Source organism: Kocuria sp. KSNUG, from assembly GCF_049532735.1.
GTDB classification, from domain to species: domain Bacteria; phylum Actinomycetota; class Actinomycetes; order Actinomycetales; family Micrococcaceae; genus Kocuria; species Kocuria rhizophila.
The window spans coordinates 1,685,426-1,710,013 of record NZ_CP150981.1 but is presented as its reverse complement, the minus strand read 5'-3'; the positions used below and the strand labels follow the sequence as shown (position 1 = coordinate 1,710,013).

The window sequence follows — 24,588 nt, the reverse complement described above, 5'->3', positions numbered from 1 at the left end:
TTCAGCGGCGGGGAGCCTCGCCGTTGCGGCCGAGGTCGTCACGGCCCAGGCCGTCACGGTCGACATCGGTCTCCACGTCGACCTGTTCCTTCTGGACGTCGGCCTCGACGCGCTGGGTCTCGCGGACGGTCTGCTTGTTCAGCCCGACCTCCTCGACGGCCACGGCTTCCTTCTCGACGACGGGGCGCTCCTCGTGCAGAGTCACGTCCACCTCTTCCTCGCCGATCCGGCCGGTGCCCGCGTGGGCCTCGGTGCCGTTGAGCGGGGTCCGCTCCACGGTGACCTCTTCGCGCTCGACCGGGACGTCAACCGTCTCGTGATCGGTCACGACGTACTTGCGCAGACGGGCGTGGCCGGCCTCGCGCTCCTGGGTGCCCACGTTGAGGCGCTCCTCGTGACGGGTCACGGAGGCGTTCTCACCGGCGGCCACGTGGCGGTCCTGGTCCACACCGGCGCGGTCGCGGTCGGCGAGGTCGCGGTCACGGTCCGCAGCGAGACGGTCACGGTCGGCGACGTCGCGGTCGGCGTTCGCGTGACGGTCACCGGCGGCGGCGCCGGCCACACCGGCGGTGCCAGCGGCGGCGGCGTTGCGGTCACGGTCGGTGCCCGTGGTGCGGCCGTCGTCGTAGTTCATCTCGTAGTAGCGGTACAGCTCCTCCTCCTCAGCGGGGGACAGGTGCTGGTCCGCGTCGACCTTCGGAGCGTCCTTGATGACGTCCTTGGTGTAGGGAAGGACCACGCGGTCGCCGTCCTGACGGGCGCCCTTCACGGGAACGAAGTTCTCCTTGGCGCCGAACAGACCGGTGTTCACGGTCAGGAAGGTGGGCTCGCCGGAGTTGTCGTCCAGGAACACCTGCTCGACCTTGCCGATCTTGTCGCCGTCGGAGCCGTAGGCCGTGCTGGACAGAATTGCATTCACGTCGAACGTGGACATCGCATTAACTCCTCAGTAAGTCTCTGCTGCCGGCGCACGGGTTGTGCACCGGAGGCCGCCGCACCCGCAGTGGGTGTGCGGTCTGGCTTCGTGACACATATTACGGCCATCAGCACACTGCGCTACCGATTTCTCTCACGGAAAAACCGGCGCGCCGCTGCGCGTGCGCGCGGCGCACCTGTGGTGGCCGAGCCGGGCGGACAGCGCCTGCGGGGTCGCCGGGGTGCTGTGGGGCACAATGGGCAGGACCAACTGGTGTGAGTTCCCCGGAACCGTTCGGGCGATTCACACGGAAACGGCAGCGCAACAGAGGACGGAGCTCCGACGTGTGGGATGCACTGGTCACCAATCCATGGATCTTCTGGCTGATCATCATGCTGGCCCTGGCGGCCATCGAGATGCTCACCCTGGACTTCCTGTTCCTGATGATGTCCCTCGCGGCCCTCGTGACCGCCGGCGTGAGTCTCGTGGTGGACAGCTTCACCGTCCAGGTGGTGCTCTTCGCGGTCGTCTCGGTGCTGCTCATCTTCGTCATCCGCCCCATCGCGCTGCGCCGCCTCAACCGCTCCACACCCACCACGCGGTCCAACACCGACCGGCTCATCGGGTTGCCGGCCACCGTCCTCGAGCCCGTCACGCAGCACAGCGGACTGGTCCGGCTGGAGGGGGACGTCTGGACGGCCCGCTCGTCCGCGGGATCGTCCCTGCCGGAGGGCCGCGAGGTGTTCGTCTACCGCATCGACGGTGCCACTGCCGTGGTCTCGGACGTGGCCCCGGCCCACGCACCGGGTGCCGACGGCGAGCGCGGCACCTACCGCTAGGGCCACTGCCTCACCACGGCCCGGCCGGGCCCGTGAGCGCGCAGCTCTCGCGAACAGGCTGCCCGCTGACACGCTCGAGCCCCCACCGAAAGGACATCATGTCAATCGTCATCCTCATTTTGCTGATCGTGGTGGTGCTCGCCGCGGTCATCGCCCTGATCAAGGCGGTGCGGATCGTTCCGCAGTCCCGCGCCGGCATCGTGGAGCGGCTGGGCAAGTACCAGTCCACCCTCAATCCGGGGCTGCACTTCCTGATCCCGTTCATCGACCGGCTGCTGCCCCTGATCGACCTGCGCGAGCAGGTGGTCCCGTTCCCGGCACAGTCCGTGATCACCGAGGACAACCTGGTGGTGGGCATCGACACCGTGGTGTACTTCCAGGTCACCGATCCGCGGGCCGCCACCTACGAGATCACCAACTACATCCAGGCCGTGGACGAGCTCACGAGTGCCACCCTGCGCAACGTGGTGGGCGGGCTGAACCTCGAGGAGACCCTGACCTCCCGCGACAAGATCAACGCGGAGCTGCGCGGGGTCCTGGACTCCACCACGGGGCGCTGGGGCATCAGGATCTCCCGAGTGGACATCAAGGAGATCACTCCCCCGCCGTCCATCCAGGATTCCATGGAGAAGCAGATGCGCGCCGAGCGCGACCGCCGCGCCGCGATCCTCACGGCCGAGGGCGAGAAGCAGTCCCAGATCCTCACCGCCGAGGGTGAGCGCCAGGCCGCCGTCCTCTCCGCCGAGGGCGACGCGAAGGCCGCCATCCTGCGCGCGGATGGCGAGGCCCAGGCCATCGCCAAGGTGTTCGACTCGATCCACCGCGCCAAGCCCACCCAGAAGCTTCTGGCCTACCAGTACATCCAGACGCTGCCCAAGGTGGCGGAAGGCACGGCCAACAAGGTCTGGATGATCCCCGCCGAGCTCAGCACCGCCCTGCGCGGCGTGGGCTCCTACCTCAACCCGGGAGCCTCGGACTCTCCCGAGGACGACGCCTGGGAGGAGGAGAACGCCGCCGCCCACAGCGCGCGGCAGGAGGAGCCGATCGTGGCGCACGAGACCGTGAAGGTCACGGAGGAGGACCTCGAGCCCGATCTCACCCTCACCGACCCCAGCGAGTTCGAGATGCCCGACTCCCGCTACGCCTCCCCCATTGCCGAGCAGGCACGGGACCCGCACGTGGGTGAGACCCCGGCCTCCGACTCCCCGTCGGACCAGCAGCCGGGTTCCACGGCCCGCCACGCGCAGCCCGAATCCCCCGAGGATCCGCGCGCCGGGGAATGAATCGGACGGTCCAGCGGTTGTGGCTCGTGAAGAAGTCGATCCGGCCCCGGGACCGCGCGCTCGCGGAGGTCTCAGCCGGTCGGATGTCCGTTCGTCAGGAAGGATCGTTGCGTGAGTGATCGCAGCCTACGAGGCATGCGCCTGGGTTCCCAGTCCATGGAGACCGAAGCCGGTGTGGAGCCCGCCCCGCGCCAGCGCGTGGAGTACCGCACGGCGGACGGCGAGTCCGTCTCCGTGATGTTCGCCGCCGAGGCCGAGATCCCGCCGGTGTGGACCACCAAGACTGGCCAGGAGGCCATCCTGGTCAACGGTGAGAAGCCGGAGAACCCCAACGAGAAGCACCAGCGCTCGCACTGGGACATGCTGCTCGAGCGACGCAGCGTGGAGGAGCTGGAGGAGACGCTCCAGCAGCGCCTGGAGTTCTACAAGGAGCAGCACGCGCTCTGAGCCGGCACCCGTGCACGACTGTGGCCCCCGTCCTCCGACGGGGGCCACAGTCGTTCATGTCAGGCCACGGCGCAGTCCGACTCGGCAGCACAGGATCGGCGCGGGAGACGGAGCGCGGAGCAGACCGTCACGGCCGCGTCCTCGCCCGTTCGTGTGGAGCCGAGGAGACCGGGCGGAGACGTGGTCCGCGCACTGGTCAGATGACCGGCGCGCTGACCGGGAGTCCTCAGCCGCGGCGGCCGAGCTTGCGGGCGAGCGTCTGCGCGCGGGCGGTGAGCCCCCACTTCGCCACGTTCGTGGCCGCCTCGATGGTGACGTCGTTGCTCATCTTGGACACACCCTCCTCACGCTCCACGAACGTGATGGGCACCTCCACGATCCTGAACCCCAGGCGCTCGGCACGCCAGCCGAGGTCGATCTGGAAGCAGTAGCCGCGTGATCGCACGGAGTCCAGGTCCAGGGCACGCAGGGTGGTGTCGCGGTAGGCGCGGAAGCCGCCCGTGATGTCGTGGATGCCGGTGCCCAGCAGGATCCGCGAGTACAAGTTTCCGCCGCGGGAGATCAGCTGGCGCTGCAGCGGCCAGTTCTCGGTGCGCCCTCCGGGGACGTAGCGGGAGCCGATGGCCATGTCCGCGCCGCGCTCGACCGCGTCCAGCAGCAGCGGGAGCTGCTCGGGCTGGTGGGAGCAGTCCGCGTCCATCTCCACGAGCACGTCGAAGCCGTGCTCCAGCCCCCACGCGAAGCCGGCGAGGTACGCCGGACCCAGGCCCTCCTTGCGGGCACGGTGCAGCACGTGGATGTTGGCGTCCCGCGCTGCGAGGGAGTCCGCGAGGTCCCCGGTGCCGTCGGGGCTGTTGTCGTCCGCGATCAGGACGTGGGCGTCCGGCACCGCCGCTCGCAGCCGCGTGATGACCGTGGGCAACGACTCACGTTCGTTGTACGTGGGAATGATGGTGAGAACTCGCACCGGGCGTCCTTTCATGCCGCAGGTAGCCGGGCACCGGGCCCGGACAGACCACTGGGCAGGCCCATCCGCCTTCGGACCAGAGAGGACACGAGGTCGATCTCTGTTTTCTAAGGACGGATGGACCCACCCGGCAGTAAGAACTCAGTCTAACCTCAGGGGAGGTCAGGGCCAACACGGCACCCCCCTTTCTCAGGGGCGCGGCTCGTCCCCGCTCACCAGGGCCCCGGCGACCACCGTGGCCTCGCACCGGGGCAGCCGGGCGTCGTCGAGCGCGGGCAGCACGGGTGTGCGCGCCCGCGGATCCGTGCTCCACGAGGACCCGGTTCCCTGGGCCTGCTGCACCATCACGGACTCCGCGTCCCAGACCGCGAGGGTCGCCTCCGATCCCGGCGCGAGCTGCCCCGCCAGCGGGGTCTCCCCCGGCTGGACGCGCCAGGCGCCCCGGGTCAGCGCGAGGAACGCGGCCCGCGCCGAGGTCCGCAGCCGCTCGTGGGGTGCCTCCAGAGCGGCCTTCACGGCGGACCAGGGGTTCGCCGCGTCCGTCATCAGCGTCACGGGCACCCCCGCGCGGGAGAGTTCGCGCAGGGGCGCCACCCCGGCGTGGCAGGACACCGCGAGGCCCAGGGTCGCGAGCCGTTCGCACTGTACGTCGTCGAGTGCTCCCACCCCCACGAGACGGTGCCCGCGTGCCCGGAAGGCCCGCTGTCCCGTGCTCTCCTGTGCCTCGGCGGCCGCGTCCAGCAGTGCGTCCACGCGCGCCCCGGCCGACGACGCCGCCTCGCTCGCCGCCATCTCCCCCGGGGACTCCACCGGCCCGGGGCAGGACGGGAGAACGAGAACCGCCTGCAGCCCGGCACGTGTGCAGGCCACGAGGTGCTCCCGAGCGGCGGCGCGCAACGAGTCCGTGTCGTCCTGGGCCGCGGCGTCGAAGCCGAGTGAGGACGAGGGCAGGGTGGAGGGATCGAGGTCCTCCTGCGACGAGGCTGCCCTGACCAGGATGGGCAGGGGCCGGGCCCCGTCGGCCGTGACGCGTGCCGCAGCCTGGTCCAGTGCGCGGAGATCGCAGCTCACGAGCTCCACGGCTCCGTAGCCCTGGCAGGCCCGGGGCAGTGCGTGCGGGTCCGGGATGCCCTCGGCAGCTGGAAGGGCCGGGGCGCCCTCGGAAGCAGGGCGGGCCGGTCCACCCGCGCCGGTAGCACCATCGGCTCCGTTCCGACCGTCACTGCCCTGCGCGGCAGCACCTCCGGTGTCCTCCCCCCGGTCGTCCACGCCGGACGTGTCTCGCTCCAGCGGTGGGACGCGGTGGTGCCCCACGAACGCCGGGGTGACCACGGCCGCCCTCAGGTCCCCCGGGGTGGCGTCCGGGCCCGCCATGGCCCGGGCGGCGTCGTCGGAACCGACCCACGCCACGGTGGGACCGGAGATCAGGATGGCGGTGGCGAACGGGTCCGCCGGCGAGTACACCGAGCCGTTGGTCCAGACACGGGTACGGGGTTGTGGTGCGGTCACGTGATTCCCTTCGGAACGGCGCGGAGGGTGGCCCGGCGCCGGACGCTGGTTACTGTTCGAAGACGCTGTACTCGACCACGCCGCGGCGCACGGACTCGATGGCCTCGTGGGCCGTGTCCCGCAGCACGGGGTCCAGCCCGTGGACGCCTCGCAGCTGGTCCAGGACGTCGATGGTCTGTTTGGCCCAGCGGACGAAGTCACCGGCCGCGAGGTCGGTGCCCGTGAGGGTCCGCGTGAGGGTCGCGCCCCGGGCCCACCGGTACATGGCCTCCGCGAGTCCCAGCTCGGGGGCCGCGGTGACGGGCAGCCGGTGCTCGGCCTCCTGGGCGGAGAGCACGGACCAGTTGTTCAGCAGGGTTTGAACGGCGGCGTCCATGTGGGCGGTGGGCAGCTGGGGGCGTGCCCCCTGGTCCTCTCGCCGGGGCTGGTACACCAGGGCCGTCATGACCCCGGCGAGTCCGGAGGCGTCGAGCCCGTCCAGGAATCCGTCCCGCAGGGCGAGCGCGAGCAGCAGGTCACGCTCGCCGTACAGGCGCCGCAGCTGCTCTCCCGCCGCGGTGGGCTGCAGCTGACCGGACTCGTCCTCCCGGAGGTACGCGAAGTGCGAGAGCACCGCGCACACCCGGTCGAACGTTGCTGCGATGCTGCCCGTTCGCCCGGCGATCTGCCGGCGCAGACCCTCGGTCTCCCGCTCCAGCTTCCACGCACGCTCGGCCCAGCGAGCATGGTTCTCCCGGTCCGAGCAGCCGTGGCACGGGTGGGCGCGCAGCCGGCGCCGCAGGTCCTCGATGCGGTGGTCCCGCGCGGAGGTCCCGCGGTCGAACCGGATGGAGTGGCCCCCGGAACCGGTCCGGGCGGGGCGGTGCTCGCGCAGTGCGGCCCGCACCGTGGAGGCGAGGTCCTTGCGCTCCTGGGGCGACTTGCCCGAGAAGTTCTTGGGGATCCGGATCCGGGACTCGGGCTGCAGGGAGCCGTCGAGGTCGTTGACGCCCACGCGTCGCAGCTTGCCGTCCACCGTGAGGATGTGCGGCCGGGGGTCGAACGGGTGGGCGTCCGCCCGCAGCACCACGGCCCAGCCCGCATTGCGGCCCTGGGGGATGTCGATCACGTCGCCCGGCAGCAGGTCCTGCAGGGCCACCGCGGCGTCGTTGCGCTCCCGTGCGGTGCGGGACCTGCTCGCGGACTTCTCCTCGGCGGCGAGCTCGCGGCGCAGCGCGGCGTACTCCCCGAAGTCCCCCAGGTGGCAGTCCATGGCCTCGCGGTAGGCCGTCAGGGTCTTCTCCTGGGAGCGCACACGCCGGGCGATGCCCACCACGGAGCGGTCGGCCTGGAACTGGGCGAACGAGGTCTCCAGGATCGAGCGCGAGCGCTTGGTGCCGTAGCGCGCGATCAGGTTGGTGGACATGTTGTACGTGGGACGGAAGCTCGAGTTCAGGGGGTAGGTCCGGGTGGAGGCGAGCCCCGCGACGGACTGGGGGTTCATGCCGTCGCGCCACAGCACCACGGCGTGGCCCTCGACGTCGATCCCCCGCCGACCGGCGCGACCCGTGAGCTGGGTGTACTCCCCCGGGGTGATGTCCACGCGGGCCTCGCCGTTGAACTTGTCCAGCCGCTCGAGCACCACGGAGCGGGCGGGCATGTTGATCCCCAGCGCCAGGGTCTCGGTGGCGAAGACGGCCTTGATCAGCCCCTCCGAGAACAGCTGCTCCACCACTTCCTTGAACACCGGCAGCATGCCGGCGTGGTGGGCGGAGACACCGCGGATCAGCCCGTGGTACCAGTCCTCGTAGTTGAGGGCCGCGAGGTCCGCGGTGGACATGTGGGCGGTGGCCTCCGCCGCGTAGGCCTTGATGGTGCGCTGCTCCTGGGGCGTGGTGAGCCACAGGTCCGCGGCCACGCACTGGCCCACGGCGGCGTCGCACCCGGCACGGGAGAAGATGAAGGTGATGGCGGGCAGCAGCGCCTCCGCGTCCAGCCGGCGCAGCAGGTGCGGGCGCGAGATCCGGTCCTGACGGCCGGTGCGCGGCTCCTGCCGGTGCCCGCCGCGACGGCGGTTGCGGTGTCCCGGGCCCCGGCCCCCGGAACGGCCGCCGCGGGGGTGCTGGGTGCGGAAGAGCCGCAGCAGCTCGGGGTTCACCGCGGGCTCGTCCCGGTTCTTGTCCGAGTGGCGCTGGGCGGCCTCCTCCACCGTGGTGTCGTCGACGAACAGATCCATCAGCTGCGGGCCCACCTGCACGTGCTGCCACAGCGGGACCGGGCGGTGCTCTGAGACCACCACGTCCGTGCTGCCGCGGACATCGTCCAGCCACGCGCCGAACTCCTCGGCGTTGGAGACCGTGGCGGACAGCGACACCAGCTGCACGTGCTCGGGGAGGTGGATGATGACCTCTTCCCACACGGCACCCCGGAAGCGGTCCGCGAGGTAGTGGACCTCGTCCATGACCACGAAGCCCAGGTTGCTGAGCGTGGCCGAGCCGCCGTAGAGCATGTTGCGCAGCACCTCGGTGGTCATGACCACCACGTCCGCCTCGGAGTTCACGGAGGTGTCCCCGGTGAGCAGGCCCACGCGCTCGGAGCCCCAGCGGCGGGAGAACTCGTGGAACTTCTGGTTGCTCAGCGCCTTGATGGGCGTGGTGTAGAACGCCTTCTTCCCCTGCTGCAGGGCCAGGTGGATGGCGAACTCCCCCACCACGGTCTTGCCCGCACCCGTGGGTGCGGCCACGAGCACGCCCCGCCCTTCCTCGAGGGCCCTGCACCCCTGGAGCTGGAACGGATCCAGTTCGAAGTCCAGGGTGTGCTCGAAGGCCGAGAGTTCGGTGCTGGCGTGGGCCGCGCGAGCCTTGGCGGCCGTGTACCGGTCGGCGGGGGAAGACATGGCCCCAGCCTACGCGGTGACCCCGACACCCTTGCGGCGGGAGCGGGAGCCGTGGGAGCTCTCAGCCCTCGACGGCGGTGCTGCCCAGGGAGCGCAGCTCCTCCGCGGAGGTGCCGCGGTCGGCGCTCGCCCCCGTGGCCTCGGCCTGCCGCGCCTGACGCTTGACCTTGCGCCGGTCCAGGTAGAGGCACAGTCCGGCGGCCACGAAGAACAGCGCGAGCAGCGGCACGGCCAGGTACACCATGGTGATGGGGTCCGGCCCCGGTGCCGCCATGGCCGCGATCACGAGCACGATCACCACCACGATCCGCCAGGACCTGATCACGGAGCGCCCGGAGAGCAGGCTCATCATGTTGAGGCCCACCAGCAGGACCGGGATCACGCACGAGATGCCGAACGTGAGGATGAGCTGGAGGAAGAACCGCAGGTAGGTTCCGGCCTCCACGAAGTTGGCGCCGCCTTCAGGGGTGAACGCCGTGAGGGCGTAGACCGCGGTGGGCAGGGTGATGATGGCGATCGCGCAGCCGCCCAGGAACAGGGGGATGGCCGCCGCCAGGAACCCCAGGGCGTAGCGGCGCTCCTTCTGGTGCAGCGCCGGGGTGATGAACGCCCACAGCTGGTAGAGCCACACGGGTGAGGCGATGATCAGCCCCAGCACGATGGAGACCTCGACCATGGTGTTGAAGGAGCCGCCCACCGACGAGTAGTTGATGGTGGCGGTGCGCCCGGACTCGGCGAGGCGTTGCAGCGGCTCCGTGATGTACCGCATGAACGGCTCGTACACCATGAAGCCGAGGACGGCCCCCACCACGGTGGCCGCCGCGGACTTGAACAGCCGGTTGCGGAACTCCCGCAGGTGCTCCTTGAGGGCCATCTGGGCCTGGGGGTTGTGCCGCCGGGACGTGACCTTGCGGCGGTCACGGCGCGACGGACGCGCCGCGCGTGCCGGGGTCTCGGAGTCCGTGCTGGACATGGGTCCCTGCCTTTTCTGCCGGGCCGTCCACCCGGGCTGCCGAAGCGTTCTGGTCATGCACACGGGGCCGAGCCGTGCGGCCCGGCCCCGTGACCTGCGAGGCTGCGCCTCAGGCGGTGGGCCGCTGGTTCTGGTCCACCACGGGCGCCTGCTGGGTGGGCTGCGGCTGGACCGGTGCGGCCGGCTGGGCGGGAGCCTGCGGCTGCGAGGGAGCGGCCTGCTGGGCCGGAGTGCCGGCCACGGGCTGGCCGTCCGCGGCGGGCTGGCCGTTGACGGTCACGTTCGGGTCGCCGTCCTTCTTCATCTCCTTGACCTCGGACTTGAAGATGCGCATGGACTGGCCCAGGCTGCGCGCCATCCCGGGGAGCTTGGGCGCACCGAAGAGGAGCAGGACGACCACGAGGATCAGGATGATGGTAATGGGGCTGTCAGCCAGACGACCGAACATGGCGGAGTCCTTTCTGTTCGGCTCGCAGGACGTCCCGGTAGCGCTGTGGCAGTCCCTGGGCGTCCTTGCGCTGCATCCGGCGGATGAGGCGAGCCGTCTGTCGTTGGTCCCGGCCGCTGCGGTACGCGGCGCGGGTGTCGTTCACCGGGGTGAACATGGCGGGTGGTGCGGGTGCGCGCAACGGCGCGGGCTGGCCCTGGGAGGCGGAGTTCCAGTGCTCCGAGAACTCGGAGGCGCTGCGTTCCAGCTCGTCCAGGGTGGGCACCACGTGCCGCGTGAGCAACCGGTAGAGCAGTCCTGCGACGAATGCGGCGCTGGCCAGGACCACCACGGTCCACAGCACGATCCACATCCACCAGAGCATGCTCCCCAGTATAGGCACCCCGGTGTCAGCCCTGCTCCGTGGTGCCGCCCGGACCACTGCTGTTCAGCCACTGTTCAACAGCGGCCACGGCCTCGGGCGGGGACACCACTCCCACGTGGCCGGCGTGGCGGGTGACCAGGGACGACAGCGCGTCCAGCGTGGGGAAGTCCACCTCAGCCGCCACGTACTCCGGCAGCGGACGCGGTCCCCGGGGTGCCCGCGGCCGTGCCGTGTCCCCCGGCTGGGAGTTCGCCGTGGACGCCGTGGCGGCACGTGCGGCCTCCTCCCCGGGCGCTCCGGCGGCCGCGGGTCCGTCAGTCGAGGCGGGCACCGGCACCGAGACCTCCACGTAGCGTTTGGCGTGGTAGTGCTCCACGATCCACCGGCCCCGGCGGTCGGTGACCACCACGGCCTGCACGGGGCGCCGTTTGGCGGGCTGGATGCTCGAGCGCACCTCGGACTCCATGCGGGGGTGCGCCTCGGCCTCCCCCGCGTCCTCGCAGCCCACGATCCGGTCCGCCCGGAAGGTGCGCGGCCCGTTGGCCTGCAGGCACCACCCGCGCAGGTACTGGTGACCGTCCGAGAAGATCATCCGCACCGGGTCCACGAGGCGCTCCGTGACCTCGTCGCGCGAGGCCACGAGGTAGCGCAGCCGCACCCGCCGGCCCTCGGCGATTGCGCGGCGCAGCTGGGCGACGAGCGCGCTGTCCCGCGGCTCCGCGGCGGCGTCGCCCTCCGGTGCCGCGAGGGCGTCCGCGAGCGGAAGGGCATCCGCGGCCGTGGCGACCTTCTGCATGGCCGAGCGCACCACGCGGCTGTCGCCGCCGGGCACCGCCTGCAGGGTCTGCAGGCCCATGAGCAGGGCGCTCGCCTCGGGAACCGTGAGCCGCACCGGCTCGGAGAGCTCCTGCGCGTTGCCCAGGTAGATGTGGCCGTCGTCCCACGAGGCGTCGATGAGCTGGTCCGGCAGGTGCCCGGGACGGCCGCACACGAACAGGGTCTGCAGGTCGTTGACCAGCTCGGCGTCCGTGATGCCGAAGTGCCGGGCCGTCTCCTCGAGCTCCGCCCCCTGGTGCGCGTAGACGTGGCGCACGATGTGCAGCAGCCGCGCGAGGTGGTGCTCGGTGCTGGCCTTGGCCGCGCCCTGGCGGCGCTGCTTGCCCCAGTGCACGGACACGCCGCCCATGCGGGCCTGGAACGCGCGGGCGTCCTCGAGCCGTCGCGCCACGGCCTCCGCCACCACGGCCTGGGTCTCCTCGTCCACGGTGCACGCGGCGTCCTCGGGCGCGGAGGAGGTGCGCGGAACCCACGCGTCCGGGCCGGCGGCGCACACGTGCTCGGCGGCGGACTCGGTGTCGTGGACGGCCAGCTCCACGGCGTCGAAGCCCTCGGGTGCCCGCCAGCACGACGCCGCCGCGGGAGTGGCGATCCGGCGCAGCAGCTGACCCGCGCCCTGCCGCACGAACACGACCACGCGCAGCTGCGGCGGCTGGCTGACCATCCGGGCCAGCTGCCCACCCATCGAGAAGTCACGGGGCGGCTCGAACCCCTCCCGGGTCACCGCGACCTCGGAGATGATCCGTGAGAGACGGAACGTGCGCTGCGCGCCGCGGTCCGTGTCCCAGCCCGCGAGGTACCACGCGCCGTAGCGCGAACCCACGCCCCACGGCTGCACGGTGCGCCGCGAGTAGGCGCCCGTGCGGTCCACGTAGTCGAAGCGCACCGTCCGGTGCGCGAGCACCGCCGAGAGCAGCGGCTCGAACGCTGGGTCTGCGACCGCCACGGTGGGCTGGACGTCCCTCCCCGGGGTGACCTCCGCACTCAGCGCGGGTTCGAGCTTGTCCAGGGCGCGCCGCGCGAGCCGGTCCTGGGCGGCGTCGTTCCAGGCGTCCGCGGCGACCGCGAGCACCGCCGACTCCTCCGCGCTGAAGCGCACCTCGGGGAGGTTGTAGGAGCCGCGGGGCACGCGGTAGCGCGGGGTGAGCTGGGCGTCGGAGGCCCAGGGGTCGTCGTCGGGGATCTCCTCGACCGGGTACCCCAGGGACCGCAGGTGGGCCTTGTCGCGCTCGAACATGCGCTCGAACGCGTCCTGGTTGCCCGCACGGTCGTAGCCGGGCACGATGGCGCGCAACTGCTCACGCGTGTAGCCGGACTCACGGTCCAGCAGCGCGATCAGCAGGTTCAGCAGACGCTCGGCGGACGCCGTGGTCGAACGGCGTGCCGCCTCGCCGGTGTGGCGCGGCATTCAGCGGACGTCGAGCAGGTCCACCACGAAGATCAGGGCCTCGTCGGGGCCGATCTGCGCCCCCGCGCCGCGCTTGCCGTACGCCATCTCGGAAGGGATCTCCAGACGACGCCGCCCGCCCACCTTCATGCCCAGCAGACCCTGGTCCCAGCCCTGGATGACCTGGCCGATGCCCACCGTGAAGTCCAGGGGCTCACCGCGGTTCCAGGAGGCGTCGAACTCCTCGCCGCCCGAGTAGGTGACACCCACGTAGTGGCAGGACACGGTGGCGCCGGGGGTGGCCTCCTTGCCCGTGCCCTGGATCTCGTCCACGATCCGCAGCTCGGTGGGCACGGGGTCCTGGGGGAAGTCGACCTCGGGCTTGGAACGATCAAGCTTGCGCTGTCCGAATGACACGGGCTCTACCTTTCGTCGAGGACCCCGGCGGTGCGGGGCGTTGCCGAGGGCCTAGTGTAGCGGCCCTCACTTGCCGGAGGAGGACGCCCCCGCGCTGGGAGCCGAGCTCGCGGACGGGGCCTCGCTCGGCGACTGCTTCGCGGGATCCGGCGTGTCCGTGCGTCCGAGGATGTCCACCACGAACACGAGGGAGCCAGCCGGGTACTGCGCGTCCTTCCCGAGCTCCTCCTCCGTGCCGTAGGCCTTGGACGTGGGGATCACGATCTCCACGCGGGAGCCCACCTTCTGGCCGGCGAGCCCTTCCTTCCAGCCCACGATCACGTTGTCCAGGGGGAAGGACACGGGGGTGCCCTTCTCGTAGGAGGAGTCGAAGGGCTTGCCGTCCTCCCATCGCACTCCCACGTAGTTGGCCACCACGGTGTCGGAGGCGGAGACGGTCTCGCCGTCGCCCTCGATCAGCACGTCCGTGGCGAGCTTCGTGGGCTCGGGGCCGGAGGGCTTCTGGATGGTGGGGGTGCCCTTGTCGTCCTGCGTGACCTTGGGCATGCCCTTGGCCGGGGTCTTCATGTCCTCGTTGAGGGGCGGCAGCAGCTTCTTGGTCACCTCGTAGACCTCGACCGAGGTGGAGTCGTCGCCGTCCTCCGCCTTGCCGCTCGTCTCGGGCGAGCTGTAGGCGATGACCTCGCCCTCCTGCGCGTTGGACAGCGCGTCGTACATCTGCGGCAGGGACTCCTTGAGCTGGTCGTTGACCGTGAGCACCTGACCGGCGCCCTTGCTGTAGGTGTCCCCCAGGGAGGAGCCGTCCGAGCCCTTGTAGAGGGCGGCCTGGAGCATGATGTTGTCCCCGGCGTCGATCTCGGACCCGCCGCCCTCCTTGAGCACCTTGGTCTGCGTCTCCTCGACCTTCATGGGGGTCTCGAAGGTCACGGCGGGGGCCTTGCCCGGGGCGGGCTCCTCGGTCATCTCCACGGAGTCCCAGCCGGAGGAGCCGCAACCGGTGAGCAGCAGTGACATGGCGACGGCGGTGGCGCCGACGGGGATGATCTTTCGCAAGACGGGGTGACCTTTCGTCAACGGGGTGTGGCTGCGGTCCAATGTAGAGGACTCGTGTGGTGCGTGGCTGGGAACGCGCACGGAACGCGGCCGCGGGCGTGGCGCGGGGTGCTCAGACGGACCCGGTCCCGAGGTCCCGGATCATCTCCTCGACGTCCGGCTGCGTGGTGGCGAACGGGTCCTTGCACGTGCTGGTGCGCTGCGAGTTCGGCCCGTTGAGCTTGAGGTGCACCCAGTCCACCGTGTGGTTCACGTCCGCGGCGTGGGCCGCGGCCACGAAGCGCCCGCGCAGCCGGGCCCGGGTCTGCGGTGCCTGCTCCACGGCATGCGAAACGTCCTGCGGGGTCACGAAGGACTCCACGGCACCCCGGCGCTCGAGCATGTGGAACAGCCCGTGCGTGGCGGAGGTGTCGTGGTAGGCCAGGTCCAGCTGCGCGATGCGCGGGTGGGACAGGTCCATGCCGTGGGCGGCCGCGTAGGAGTCCAGCAGCTTCTTCTTCACGGCCCAGTCCAGCTCCCGGTCCACGAGGCCGGGGTTCTGCTCGGACACGGCCCGCAGTCCGCGTTCCCAGAGCTCCAGCACCCAGCCCAGACGGTCGTGGTGCGCCCCGTGCCGGTCCACGAACCGGGTCACGGCCTCCAGGTACTCGTGCTGCAGCTCGAGCGCCGAGCGGGTCGAGCCGTCCGCGAGCTCCAGCCGGGCGGTGCCCGTGAGGTCGTGCGAGACCTGGCGCAGCGCCGAGGCCGGATCCGCGAGCGTGCGGTCCGGGAGGATCTGCCCCGCCTCGATCATGCGCAGCAGTGCGTCCGTGGCGCCGATCTTCAGCGCCGTGGTGGTCTGGGACATGTTCGAGTCGCCCGTGATCACGTGCAGCCGGCGGTAGTGCTGGGCGTCCGCGTGGGGCTCGTCCCGGGTGTTGATCATGGGCCGCGAGCGCGTGGTGGCGGAGGACGACCCCTCCCAGATGTGGTCCGCGCGCTGCGAGAACGAGTAGCTCGCGGAGCCGTCCCCCGGTGCGAACGCACCGAAGGCCGGGGGGCCGGACGGGTGCACCTTCCCGGCGCCCACGAGGATCTGGCGGGTCACCAGGAACGGCAGCAGGTGCTGGAGCAGGCGCGAGAACTCGGTGCTGCGCGCGATCATGTAGTTCTCGTGGGAGCCGAAGGCGTTGCCCGCGGAGTCCACGTTGTTCTTGAACAGGTGCACGGTCCCGGCCACGCCCTCGCCGTCCAGGGATTCCTGGAGCTGGGCGCGCAGGTCGTCCACGATGCGCTCCCCCGCCGCGTCCTGGGCCACGACGTCGTGCAGCGTGGCGGCCTCGGCGGTCGCGTACTCGGGGTGGGAGCCCACGTCCAGGTAGAGCCGCCCGCCGTTGGGCAGGAACACGTTGGAGGCCCTCCCCCACGCGAGCACGGGCGCGAACAGGCGCCGGGCGGCGTCGTCGGCGCTCAGTGCTGGCCCCTCGGGGGCGCTGTGGGTCAGGCCGAACTCGGTCTCGATGCCGTAGATCCTGCGGTCCACGGCGTCACTGACCGCCCTTCTGCACGAAGCCCTTGACGAAGGCCTCCGCGTTGGTCTCCAGCACGCCGTCGATCTCGGCGAGCAGGTCGTCCGTGCCCTGGGTGTCCCGCTGCGCCTGCGCGGCGCCGGAGACGGGCGGGTCCACCGGGCCCGGGGTCTCGGGCTCCTCCTCGCGGCGCGAGCCGGTGCCGAAGATGCGTTCCTGTGCCATGTGTCCTCCTGGATTGCTGGTGGTCGTGGGTGGCCGGGGGGTCTCGCGGGCGCCCCGGGCCCGGGGCCTCGAGCTCCGCGCCGCCGCGCCCCGTGCGGAGCCGCAGTCCCTGCCGCGTGGCGTCCCCCCCTGTGCAGCGGGCCGGCCGGGTGACGGTCGGTCCGCGGGCTACCCGCCCGGCGGGCCGATGTCGCTGCCCGTGACGAGCGTGGGCCGGTGGCGGGCCACCGTCCGGGCCCACTGCTCGGCGTCCGGTGCGGCGAACCACTGCTCGCTGACCGCGCGGGTGAGGTCCCGGGGTTCGGGCATCGCGATCCGCGCACCGCGCCGGATGCCGGGGAAGGTGACGTTGACGGTGTCCCAGCCCACGCCCGCCAGGGCCTCCGGGTACCGCGCGACCGCGGTGCCGCGGAAGTACGCGCGGGTGTCCGCGGGTGGGGTGTCCGCCGCCGCCTCGATCCGCTCGGCGGACACGAGGGTGCGCATCCTCCCGGAGGCGACCAGCCGGTGGTGGAGCCCCTTGTCCGGGCGCACATCCGCGTACTGCAGGTCGATGGCCACGAGGCGCGGATCGTCCCACGCCAGCCCGTCCCGCGTGCGGTAGGCGTTGAGCAGGGCGTACTTGGCGGCCCAGTCGAGCCGGTCGGCCAGGCGGGCCGGGTCCGCGGCGAGGTCCGTGAGCACCTCGTCCCACAGCTCCAGCACCTGGGCCGTGTCCGGGTCCAACCCCTCGGGGGCCAGTTCGTGCTCCAGCCGCGTGCAGGCCTCCAGATACGCGCGCTGCAGCGCCATCCCCGTGAGCTGCCGGCCGTCCCGCAGCGCCACGGTGGTGCGCAGCGTGGGGTCGTGGCTGATGGCCTGCAGCGCGGCCACGGGGTCCACGAGCTCGAGGTCCGGGACGCGGTCGTGCTCCACCAGGTTCAGCACCAGGGACGTGGTCCCGAACTTCAGCAGCGTGGCCGTGTGGGAGAGGTTGGCGTCCCCGATGATCACGTGCAGCCGGCGGTAGCGGGACTCGTCCGCGTGGGGCTCGTCCCGGGTGTTGACCATGGGGCGGTGGATCGTGGTCTCCAGGCCCACCGTGCGCTCGAAGAAGTCGGCGCGCTGGCTCAGCTGGAAGCCCGGGCGGGAGCCGTCCACGCCGAGGCCCACGCGCCCGGCACCGCAGAGCACCTGGCGGGACGCGAAGAACGGCAGCAGCGCCGCCGTGATGCGCTCGAAGGGCACGGCACGGTCCACCGTGTAGTTCTCGTGCGCACCGTAGGACACGGACTTGTTGTCGGTGTTGTTCTTGTAGAGGTTCACGGGCGCGGACCCCGAGCCCGTCGCCTGCTCCGCGAGCAGCTGCACGGCACGGTGCGCCACCACGTCCCCGGCGGCGTCCCACGTGAGCGCGTCCAGCGGGCCGGTGACCTCCGGGGACGAGTACTCGGGGTGGGAGTGGTCCACGTAGACCCGTGCGCCGTTGGGGATCACGGTGTTCATGACCACGCGGCGCCAGTCCATGTCCTCGGTGTAGAGCGCGGACTCGCTGATGGCCTCCGCCGCGATCTGCTCCGCGGTCAGCTCGGGCGCCTCGTCCGTGAGCTGCGAGGGGTGGGCGTCCTCGCGGGCCACCGTGAAGCCCCGGGCGTCCGCGAGCGGGGTCTCGGAACCGTAGTCCCACCCCGTTCCCACGACGCCGCCCGGCCCGGCCCCGCGCGTTCCCGCACCGGCGCGCGCGGTCTCCGAGCGGCGTCGTGCCACCCAGGAGGCGTAGCCGGTGACCACGCGCGTGGAGAGCACCGTGGCGTTCGCGTCCGGCTGGCCCTGCGCGAGCACACCGAACTCGGTCTCGCTGCCCATGATCCGCCGCACCGTCATGCCGCTTCCCCCGCCCCGTCCGCGCGGTGGGTGACCATGCGCACGCTCTCGATCGAGTCCGCGCGGCGCCCGGTGAGCCGAGCACGGTCCTCGGGGTCCTCGGTGTTGGGCAGGTCCTGCTGCTCGTGGAACTCCTCGTCCACGGCCGCCACCAGGTGCTGGGCGGTGATCCCCCGCCGGCCGGTGGTCAGCAGCGTCTTGACGGCCTGCTTCTTGGCGCGGTCCACCACGTTGCGGATCACCGCGCCGGAGGCGTAGTCGGCGAAGTAGAGGGTCTCGTGAGTGCCGTCACGGTAGGCGATGCTCAGGAACTCGGTGCCCGGCTCCCGGGCGTACATGCGCTCCACCGCGGCGCTCACCAGCTCCTGGGCCGCCCGGGCGCGCGAACCCGCCCGGGCCACGTCCTCGTCGCGCAGCGGCAGGTCCTCGGTGAGGTAGAGGGAGAAGATCTCCCGCGCCCCCTCGCGGTCGGGGCGGTCGATGCGGATCTTCACGTCCAGTCGGCCGGGACGCAGCACGGCGGGGTCGATCATGTCCTCGCGGTTGGTGGCACCCACCACCATGACGTTGTCCAGCTGTTCCACACCGTCGATCTCGGTGAGCAGCTGCGGCACGATCGTGGTCTCCACGTCCGAGGAGAGCCCCGAGCCGCGCACGCGGAACAGCGAGTCCATCTCGTCGAAGAACACCACCACGGGCACCCCGCGGGCGGCCTGCTCACGGGCGTTGGCGAAGATCGAGCGGATCTGGCGCTCGGTCTCCCCCACGTACTTGTCCAGCAGCTCGGGGCCCTTGATGTTCAGGAAGTAGCCCTCGGCCCGCGAGCGCCCGGCCTTCGCGGCGCTGCGCTCGGCGAGGGACCGGGCCACGGCCTTGGCGATCAGGGTCTTGCCGTTGCCCGGGGGGCCGTAGAGCAGGATGCCCTTGGGCGGGCGCAGCCCGTGCTCGCGGAAGATCTCGGGATGCACGTAGGGCAGCTCCACGGCGTCGCGGATCGCCTCGATCTGGGGTCCCAGCCCGCCGATGTCCGTGTAGCGCACCTCCGGGACCTCCTCGAGAACGAGCTGCTCCACGTCCGTGCGGGTGATCGGCTCCAGGGCGAAGCCGGTGCGGTGGTCCACGGTCACGGCGTCCCCGGGTTTCGGGCGCTCGCGCCGCAGCCGGCCGGAGAGCAGCAGCACGCGCTCCTCGTCCGAGCGGCCCACGGTCAGCACGCGGTCGTGGTCCACGACCTCCTTGACGGTGGCCACCTCGCCGGTGCGCTCGTAATCGAGCAGCGCGACCACCACGTAGTTCTCGTTGAGCAGCACCCCGAGACCGGGCTCGCACGCGCCGAACGAGACGAGCGGGCTCACGGCCACGCGCATCCGGCGCCCGGCGGCCAGCACGTCCAGCGTGGGTCCCGTGACCACGGGGCCGTCCCCGGTGGCCTCCCCCACGGGTCGACGGCCGTGGTTGACCTGCAGGACCACGGCGTACGTGGCGGGCGGCTCCGCCTCTGCGGCCAGGGTCTTCTTGAGGCTGACGATCTCCTGCCGGGAGGCGTTGAGCAGCCGCACGAGCTTCTGGTTCTGCGAGCTCAGCTCAGCCGCCTGCTTGTCCAGGTTCCGCTTCTGGTCCCGCAGCAGGTTCACCTGCCGCTGGGTGACCTCCGCGCCCTGCTGCGGGGCCGCTGCTCCACCCGTGTCCCGGGGCTCAGTCATCGCCGCTCCGTTCGCTCTGGGACTCCCGTCCGTCCGTCGGGTCCCGGTCACTCCTGAGGCCCTGCGCGTCCACGGCGGACGGGGTTCCCGTGCCCGCCGTCGTTGCGGAGTCGGTCGCGGGCGCGGCGCTCGGTGCGGGCCGGGCGGCGTCGTCGTCCGCGGCGTCGATCTGCTGGTGCGCGCGGGCGGCGTGCTGCGCCAGCGACGCCGCGTCCCGGCCCGCGCGGCGCAGCTTGCGGTCCGAGACGATCCGCTCACCCAGTGCCACCGGGGTCCAGGCCTGCAGGTCCTCCTCGGTGTACTCGCTCTTGGAGGCGCGGCGCTTGGGTGCCAGGCGCGGCGAGCCGTCCGCGAGACGGCGGGACTGGATGAGGAACCCGGTGTGGGCCACCATGCGGTGGTCGGGGCGCACCGCGAGACCCTCCACGTGCCAGCCGCGCACCATGGTCTCGGACGCCTCCGGCTCGGTGAACCGGCCGTCGGCGCGCATGGCCTCGGCCACGCGGGAGAGCTGCGGCACGGTGGCCACGTAGCAGATCACCACGCCACCGGGGGCGAGCGCGGTGGCCACGGCGTCCAGGCACTCCCACGGTGCGAGCATGTCCAGGATCACGCGGTCCACGGAGCCGGGCTCCTCGGTGGCGCCGAGCTCCTCCGCGAGGTCCCCGAGGCTCAGCTCCCACGCCGGGTGCGGGCCACCGAACATGGTCTCGATGTTGCCGCGCGCGATCTCCGCGAACTCCTCACGGCGCTCGAACGAGTGCACGCGGCCCTCGTCCCCCACCGCGCGCAGCAGGGAGATGCTCAGCGCACCCGAGCCCACCCCGGCCTCGACCACGCGGGCGCCCGGGAAGATGTCCGCCATGGTGACGATCTGGCCCGAGTCCTTGGGGTAGATCACCGCGGCGCCGCGGGGCATGGAGAGCACGAAGTCCTTGAGCAGCGGGCGCAGCGCCTGGTACTGGATGCCGGCCGTGTTGCTCACCACGGTGCCCTCGGGGTGCCCGATCAGCTGGTCGTGCGTGAGCACCCCGCGGTGCGTGTGGTGCTCCCCGCCGTCCACCAGGGTGATGGTGGTCATCTTCCCGCTCTCGTCCGTGAGCTGGACGCGCTCCCCCGAGCGGAACGGCCCGCGCCGGTTGGCCGCGCCGCGCACGGGCGCTGCGGTGGAGGGGGTGGCGGTCTCGTGGGGTCGCTGCTCGGTCATCTGCTCGCTTTCGCGCGGGGTCGACAGGGATGCTGTCCGGTCTGTGGCGCGGTCCCCCGCGTGGGGGCCGCCTCTGCTGCCATTCTCCCACCGTAGCCCGACGCCGCACGCCACCTCCACGCCACCCGGGAACCGCTGCCGGGTGCGCACCGCCGCCGCAGGGTCGTCTCAGGAGCGCAGGGCGTAGCGCGCGACGTCCTCGTGGTGGACCACCCCGCTCACGTGCCCCGCGCCGTCCAGCACCACCAGCCAGGGGAAGTGGCGGGACTCCATGAGACGCACCAGCTGACCCCCGGCCTCGTGCGGCGTGGCGCACGCGGCCTCCGGGAACCAGTCGGCCACGTCCCCCACGGCCACCCGGGTGCGGTCCGGGCCCTGCACGTCCGCCGAACGGGCGGGGCTGAGCACGCCGACGGCGCCGCGGGCGGGGTCCCGCACCACCACGTCCGGGGTCCAGCCGCGGTAGCCGTCCGAGGTGGCCGCGTGCACCGTGGCGTCCACGAGCGACAGTGGCGTGGCGGGGGCGAACTCGAGGGCGGGACGGGCGATGCCACCGGCCCGCACGGCGTCGAGAACCCCCAGGAGCCGGGCCTGCTTCAGGGCCTGCCCCGCACCCAGGACGATGAAGCCCGCCACGAGCAGGATGACCGCGAGCACGAGGGGATCGCGCCACTGCCCGGTCCACAGGGCCCACAGCACCACGAGCACGGCGATGATGCGTCCGCACCACGCGGCCACCACGGTGCCCCGGGTCTCCGAGCCCGTCACGGCCCACACCAGGGACTCGACCACGCGCCCACCGTCCAGCGGCAGACCGGGGAGCAGGTTGAACAGTCCGAGCACCCAGTTGGCGAGCACGAGCAGCTGCAGCAGCGCCCACCCGGGACCCGCGGCGGTGGCCGGCGCGAAGGACATGGCGACCTCCCCCAGCAGCGCCACCGCCACGTTGGACAGCGGTCCCACCAGGGACACGAGCGCCGTGGGCAGGGCGCGCGTGTGCACGGTGCCGAACGCGGTGTGCCCGCCCATGAGCGTGAGCACGATCCGGGACACGGGCCATCCCGCCGCCCGGCCGGCCACCGCGTGGGCGAGCTCGTGCACGAGCACGCTCAGCGCCAGCCCCACCGCGAACCCGAGGGCGAGCACCAGGTTCAACCACCCCAGCCCGGGGTACAGCCGCCACAGCACGGGGCCGTACATCGCCACGGTCAGCACCGCGATCACGAACCACGAGCGGTCCAGGACCAGGTCCACCCCCGCGATGCGGCCCAGCCGCACCCCGCGAGCCCGCGGCCCGCCGTCGCGGCCGGGAACGGGGGCGGGGTTGCCGGAGCGATCGGAGTCGCCGGGGTGGCCGGGGTGCGGGGAAGCGGACATGGTGCTCATGGTAGGGCGCGGGCCCGGCTGGGCGCTGGGGGCGGGCGCGTGGAGCCGGCGGGGACGGGCACCGTACAGTAAGACGGGTGAGCACGTTGGACAGCAATTCGCAGCAATCCGGCACCGGTCCGTTCGGCGTGGTGCGCGACGGCCAGGACCAGGAGACCGTCACGGTCCTGGTCGCGGCGTTCGAGGGCTGGAACGATGCCGGGGACGCGGCCACCGACTCCCTCAAGCTCATCCGCGAGCACCTGGGCGCGCGCGAGGTCTTCGAGGTGGCCTCCGACGACTACTACGACTACCAGTACTCCCGCCCCGTGATCCGTCGCTCCCTGACCGGGGAGCAGAAGCTGCACTGGCCCTCCACACGGCTGTCCCGGGCCTCCGTTCCCGGCACCAACCTGGAGCTCGTGCTGCTGCACGGCTGGGAACCCTCCTACCGCTGGCGCACCTTCACCGCGGAGCTGCTGGAGCAGGCCGCCGCCCTGGAGGTGGACTTCGTGATCATGCTGGGCTCCTTGCTCGCGGACGTGCCGCACACCCGGCCCATCCCCGTGACCCTGACCTCGGACACCGAGGAGCTGCGCGCGGAGCTGGACGCGGAGGCACCCCAGTACGAGGGCCCCACGGGCATCGTGGGGGTGCTCTCCCACATGGCCGCGCTCGCGGGCCTGCCCACGCTCAGCATGTGGGCGGCCGTCCCCCACTACGTGGCCCACTCCCCCTCGCCCAAGGCCCAGCTGGCGCTGCTGCGCCGCCTCGAGGACCTGCTCGGGCTGTCACTGCCCCTGGATCCGCTGATCGAGGACGCCGAGGCGTGGGAGCGCGGCGTGGACGAGCTCGCATCCGAGGATCCCGAGGTGGCGGACTACGTGCTGCAGCTCGAGGAGGCCAAGGACACGGTGGACCTCCCTGAGGCCACCGGGGACGCGATTGCGCGTGAGTTCGAGCGCTACCTGCGCCGCCGCGACGACCGGGACTGAGTCCGGCCCGCCAGCAGCCTCAGAGCACGATCCCCAGCAGAGCCTCGACGGTGTCCCGCGCCAGGCGCGTGTCCCCCGACGACGCCGCTCGGCCGCGTGCCGCCGCCCCACCCAGGTTCCGCGCGGCCCACGCATCCACCGCGATCAGCGCGGCCGGTGCGTTGAGGTCCTCGCCCAGGGCGGCGCGCACGGCGGAGAGCATGGCGTCCGCGCCGGCCGTCTCCGGCTTTGCCGCCGCCTCGCGCCACGTGGCGAGCCGTCGTCGCGACTGCTCCAGCAGGTCCTCGGTCCAGAACCAGTCCGTGCGGTAGTGGTGGGAGAGGATCGCCACGCGGATGGCCGCGGGGTCCACCCCCTGCTCCCGCAGTGCGGACACCAGAACCAGGTTGCCCTTGGACTTGGACATCTTCTCGCCGTCCAGACCCACCATGGCCGTGTGCACGAAGTGCTCCGCCATGGGCTCGCCGGACAGGGCGTACGAGTGTCCCGCTCCCATGTCGTGGTGCGGGAACGCCAGGTCCGAGCCGCCGCCCTGGACCGTGAACGGGCGGGGCAGGTGCCGCAGGGCGATCACGCTGCACTCGATGTGCCAGCCGGGGCGTCCCGCACCCAGCGAGCCGCCGTCCCACGCCGGCTCGCCCGGGCGCTCCACGCGCCACAGCAGCGGGTCCAGCGGGTCGCGCTTGCCCGTGCGGTCCGGGTCCCCGCCGTGGCCGGTGAACAGGGGCAGCATGCGCTCCCGGTCGCCCTCCAGCCGGCACGTGCTGCCCACGACCCACGCGTCCGGGTCCTCGGCACGCAGCGCATCAGCCGCGGCGACGTCGAAGTACACGTCCCCGGCGGGGGCCGGCTCCCCGTCCTGTCCCGTGCCGGCGGGGACGCGGTAGGCCAGACCTCGTTCGACGAGGCCCTCGACCGCCTCGACGATCCACTCGACGGCCTCGGTGGCACCCACGTAGTGGTCCGGGGGGAGGACGTTGAGCGCCGACATGTCGGTGCGGAAGAGCTCGGTCTGGGACGCGGCCAGCTCGCGCCAGTCCACCCCGGTGGCGTTCGCACGCTCCAGGAGAGGATCGTCCACGTCCGTGACGTTCTGGACGTAGTCCACCTCGTGGCCTGCGTCGCGCCACACGCGGTGGAGCAGGTCGAAGTTCACGTAGGTGGCGGCGTGGCCCATGTGGGTCGCGTCGTACGGGGTGATCCCGCAGACGTAGAGACTGGCCCGGCCGTCACGGGCCGCAAGGGGCTCGGCGGCGCCGGTTCTCGTGTCGTGCACCCGGGGAGTGCCGGATGTGCCGGGCAGAGCGGGCACCGGGCGGGAGGTCCAGGACTTCATGGTCACCTTCGTGTCGACGGGCGGGTGTTCTCGTGTGCGGCAACCGGTGGGCCGGGGCGGCTGTTCCCGTT

The 24,588-nt window shown here is 72.0% G+C and carries 21 protein-coding genes; 4 read left to right on the top strand and 17 right to left on the bottom strand.

What is annotated here, in order from left to right; genetic code table 11:
- Position 1: 1 nt before the first annotated feature.
- Positions 2-934, bottom strand: a complete 933-nt coding sequence (locus AABM36_RS07405) for a PRC and DUF2382 domain-containing protein (RefSeq protein WP_423445568.1) — start codon at positions 932-934, stop codon at positions 2-4.
- Between the two features lie 326 nt (positions 935-1,260).
- Between AABM36_RS07405 and AABM36_RS07400 the strand changes: the two genes are divergently transcribed.
- From AABM36_RS07400 to AABM36_RS07390, 3 genes are all read left to right on the top strand, one after another.
- The gene (locus AABM36_RS07400; RefSeq protein WP_423445566.1) at positions 1,261-1,755 is read left to right on the top strand and encodes an NfeD family protein; all 495 of its coding nucleotides are present in this window, start codon (positions 1,261-1,263) and stop codon (positions 1,753-1,755) included.
- Between the two features lie 98 nt (positions 1,756-1,853).
- Positions 1,854-3,038, top strand: a complete 1,185-nt coding sequence (locus tag AABM36_RS07395; protein ID WP_423445564.1) for an SPFH domain-containing protein — start codon at positions 1,854-1,856, stop codon at positions 3,036-3,038.
- 111 nt (positions 3,039-3,149) lie between these two features.
- The gene (locus tag AABM36_RS07390; RefSeq protein ID WP_019310634.1) at positions 3,150-3,485 is read left to right on the top strand and encodes an RNA polymerase-binding protein RbpA; all 336 of its coding nucleotides are present in this window, start codon (positions 3,150-3,152) and stop codon (positions 3,483-3,485) included.
- A gap of 226 nt (positions 3,486-3,711) precedes the next feature.
- On the opposite strand, the gene AABM36_RS07385 is transcribed toward AABM36_RS07390, so the two are convergent.
- From AABM36_RS07385 to AABM36_RS07315, 15 genes are all read right to left on the bottom strand, one after another.
- Positions 3,712-4,452: a polyprenol monophosphomannose synthase gene (locus AABM36_RS07385; RefSeq protein WP_423445561.1), complete on the bottom strand. Its 741-nt coding sequence runs from the start codon at positions 4,450-4,452 to the stop codon at positions 3,712-3,714.
- A gap of 189 nt (positions 4,453-4,641) precedes the next feature.
- Complete coding sequence (locus AABM36_RS07380; protein WP_423445560.1) at positions 4,642-5,961, bottom strand: hypothetical protein; 1,320 nt, start codon at positions 5,959-5,961, stop codon at positions 4,642-4,644.
- Between the two features lie 49 nt (positions 5,962-6,010).
- Positions 6,011-8,836, bottom strand: coding sequence for a DEAD/DEAH box helicase (locus AABM36_RS07375; protein WP_423445558.1), 2,826 nt, complete (start codon positions 8,834-8,836; stop codon positions 6,011-6,013).
- A 61-nt stretch (positions 8,837-8,897) separates the two neighbouring features.
- Positions 8,898-9,809, bottom strand: a complete 912-nt coding sequence (gene tatC, locus AABM36_RS07370) for a twin-arginine translocase subunit TatC (RefSeq protein ID WP_423445556.1) — start codon at positions 9,807-9,809, stop codon at positions 8,898-8,900.
- Positions 9,810-9,918: 109 nt separating this feature from the next.
- On the bottom strand, positions 9,919-10,257 hold the full coding sequence (gene tatA, locus AABM36_RS07365; RefSeq protein ID WP_423445554.1) for a Sec-independent protein translocase subunit TatA: 339 nt from the start codon (positions 10,255-10,257) through the stop codon (positions 9,919-9,921).
- Positions 10,238-10,621, bottom strand: a complete 384-nt coding sequence (locus tag AABM36_RS07360; RefSeq protein ID WP_423445552.1) for a hypothetical protein — start codon at positions 10,619-10,621, stop codon at positions 10,238-10,240. The genes tatA and AABM36_RS07360 overlap by 20 nt, the downstream gene beginning before the upstream one ends.
- 25 nt (positions 10,622-10,646) lie before the next feature.
- A complete protein-coding gene (locus AABM36_RS07355; protein ID WP_423445550.1) occupies positions 10,647-12,866 on the bottom strand; it encodes a WYL domain-containing protein in 2,220 nt (739 codons plus the stop codon).
- Positions 12,867-13,262 (bottom strand): FKBP-type peptidyl-prolyl cis-trans isomerase, encoded by a 396-nt coding sequence (locus AABM36_RS07350; protein ID WP_039101113.1) that lies wholly within the window; start codon positions 13,260-13,262, stop codon positions 12,867-12,869.
- A 66-nt stretch (positions 13,263-13,328) separates the two neighbouring features.
- Complete coding sequence (locus AABM36_RS07345) at positions 13,329-14,315, bottom strand: FKBP-type peptidyl-prolyl cis-trans isomerase (RefSeq protein WP_423445548.1); 987 nt, start codon at positions 14,313-14,315, stop codon at positions 13,329-13,331.
- A 112-nt stretch (positions 14,316-14,427) separates the two neighbouring features.
- Positions 14,428-15,837 carry a Pup--protein ligase gene (gene pafA / locus AABM36_RS07340; RefSeq protein WP_423445546.1) on the bottom strand — a complete coding sequence of 470 codons (1,410 nt, stop codon included), beginning with the start codon at positions 15,835-15,837 and terminating at the stop codon, positions 14,428-14,430.
- 4 nt (positions 15,838-15,841) lie between these two features.
- On the bottom strand, positions 15,842-16,048 hold the full coding sequence (locus AABM36_RS07335; protein ID WP_029603423.1) for a ubiquitin-like protein Pup: 207 nt from the start codon (positions 16,046-16,048) through the stop codon (positions 15,842-15,844).
- Between the two features lie 168 nt (positions 16,049-16,216).
- Complete coding sequence (gene dop, locus AABM36_RS07330; protein ID WP_423445544.1) at positions 16,217-17,911, bottom strand: depupylase/deamidase Dop; 1,695 nt, start codon at positions 17,909-17,911, stop codon at positions 16,217-16,219.
- Entirely contained in the window at positions 17,908-19,614 is a 1,707-nt protein-coding gene (gene arc, locus AABM36_RS07325) for a proteasome ATPase (protein ID WP_423445542.1), read from the bottom strand. The genes dop and arc overlap by 4 nt, the downstream gene beginning before the upstream one ends.
- Positions 19,607-20,821 carry a tRNA (adenine-N1)-methyltransferase gene (locus AABM36_RS07320; RefSeq protein WP_423445541.1) on the bottom strand — a complete coding sequence of 405 codons (1,215 nt, stop codon included), beginning with the start codon at positions 20,819-20,821 and terminating at the stop codon, positions 19,607-19,609. Before AABM36_RS07320 ends, arc begins: the two co-directional genes overlap by 8 nt.
- Before the next feature lie 168 nt (positions 20,822-20,989).
- Positions 20,990-22,198 carry a site-2 protease family protein gene (locus tag AABM36_RS07315; RefSeq protein WP_423445539.1) on the bottom strand — a complete coding sequence of 403 codons (1,209 nt, stop codon included), beginning with the start codon at positions 22,196-22,198 and terminating at the stop codon, positions 20,990-20,992.
- Positions 22,199-22,284: 86 nt separating this feature from the next.
- On the opposite strand from AABM36_RS07315, the gene AABM36_RS07310 reads away from it, so the two are divergent.
- Positions 22,285-23,181 (top strand): PAC2 family protein, encoded by an 897-nt coding sequence (locus AABM36_RS07310; protein ID WP_423445537.1) that lies wholly within the window; start codon positions 22,285-22,287, stop codon positions 23,179-23,181.
- Between the two features lie 19 nt (positions 23,182-23,200).
- Here AABM36_RS07310 and mshC read toward each other — a convergent pair whose 3' ends face one another.
- Positions 23,201-24,517 (bottom strand): cysteine--1-D-myo-inosityl 2-amino-2-deoxy-alpha-D-glucopyranoside ligase, encoded by a 1,317-nt coding sequence (gene mshC / locus AABM36_RS07305; RefSeq protein WP_423445535.1) that lies wholly within the window; start codon positions 24,515-24,517, stop codon positions 23,201-23,203.
- Positions 24,518-24,588 lie beyond the last annotated feature (71 nt).

Bases quoted from the DNA above. Each gene is read 5' to 3' on its own strand.
- tatC (WP_423445556.1), bottom strand. From the start codon at position 9,809: ATGTCCAGCACGGACTCCGAGACCCCGGCACGCGCGGCGCGTCCGTCG.
- arc (WP_423445542.1), bottom strand. From the start codon at position 19,614: ATGACTGAGCCCCGGGACACGGGTGGAGCAGCGGCCCCGCAGCAGGGC.
- dop (WP_423445544.1), bottom strand. From the start codon at position 17,911: ATGACGGTGCGGCGGATCATGGGCAGCGAGACCGAGTTCGGTGTGCTC.
- AABM36_RS07335 (WP_029603423.1), bottom strand. From the start codon at position 16,048: ATGGCACAGGAACGCATCTTCGGCACCGGCTCGCGCCGCGAGGAGGAG.
- AABM36_RS07360 (WP_423445552.1), bottom strand. From the start codon at position 10,621: ATGCTCTGGTGGATGTGGATCGTGCTGTGGACCGTGGTGGTCCTGGCC.
- AABM36_RS07315 (WP_423445539.1), bottom strand. From the start codon at position 22,198: ATGTCCGCTTCCCCGCACCCCGGCCACCCCGGCGACTCCGATCGCTCC.
- AABM36_RS07395 (WP_423445564.1), top strand. From the start codon at position 1,854: ATGTCAATCGTCATCCTCATTTTGCTGATCGTGGTGGTGCTCGCCGCG.
- AABM36_RS07375 (WP_423445558.1), bottom strand. From the start codon at position 8,836: ATGTCTTCCCCCGCCGACCGGTACACGGCCGCCAAGGCTCGCGCGGCC.
- mshC (WP_423445535.1), bottom strand. From the start codon at position 24,517: ATGAAGTCCTGGACCTCCCGCCCGGTGCCCGCTCTGCCCGGCACATCC.
- tatA (WP_423445554.1), bottom strand. From the start codon at position 10,257: ATGTTCGGTCGTCTGGCTGACAGCCCCATTACCATCATCCTGATCCTC.
- AABM36_RS07405 (WP_423445568.1), bottom strand. From the start codon at position 934: ATGTCCACGTTCGACGTGAATGCAATTCTGTCCAGCACGGCCTACGGC.
- AABM36_RS07320 (WP_423445541.1), bottom strand. From the start codon at position 20,821: ATGACCGAGCAGCGACCCCACGAGACCGCCACCCCCTCCACCGCAGCG.
- AABM36_RS07355 (WP_423445550.1), bottom strand. From the start codon at position 12,866: ATGCCGCGCCACACCGGCGAGGCGGCACGCCGTTCGACCACGGCGTCC.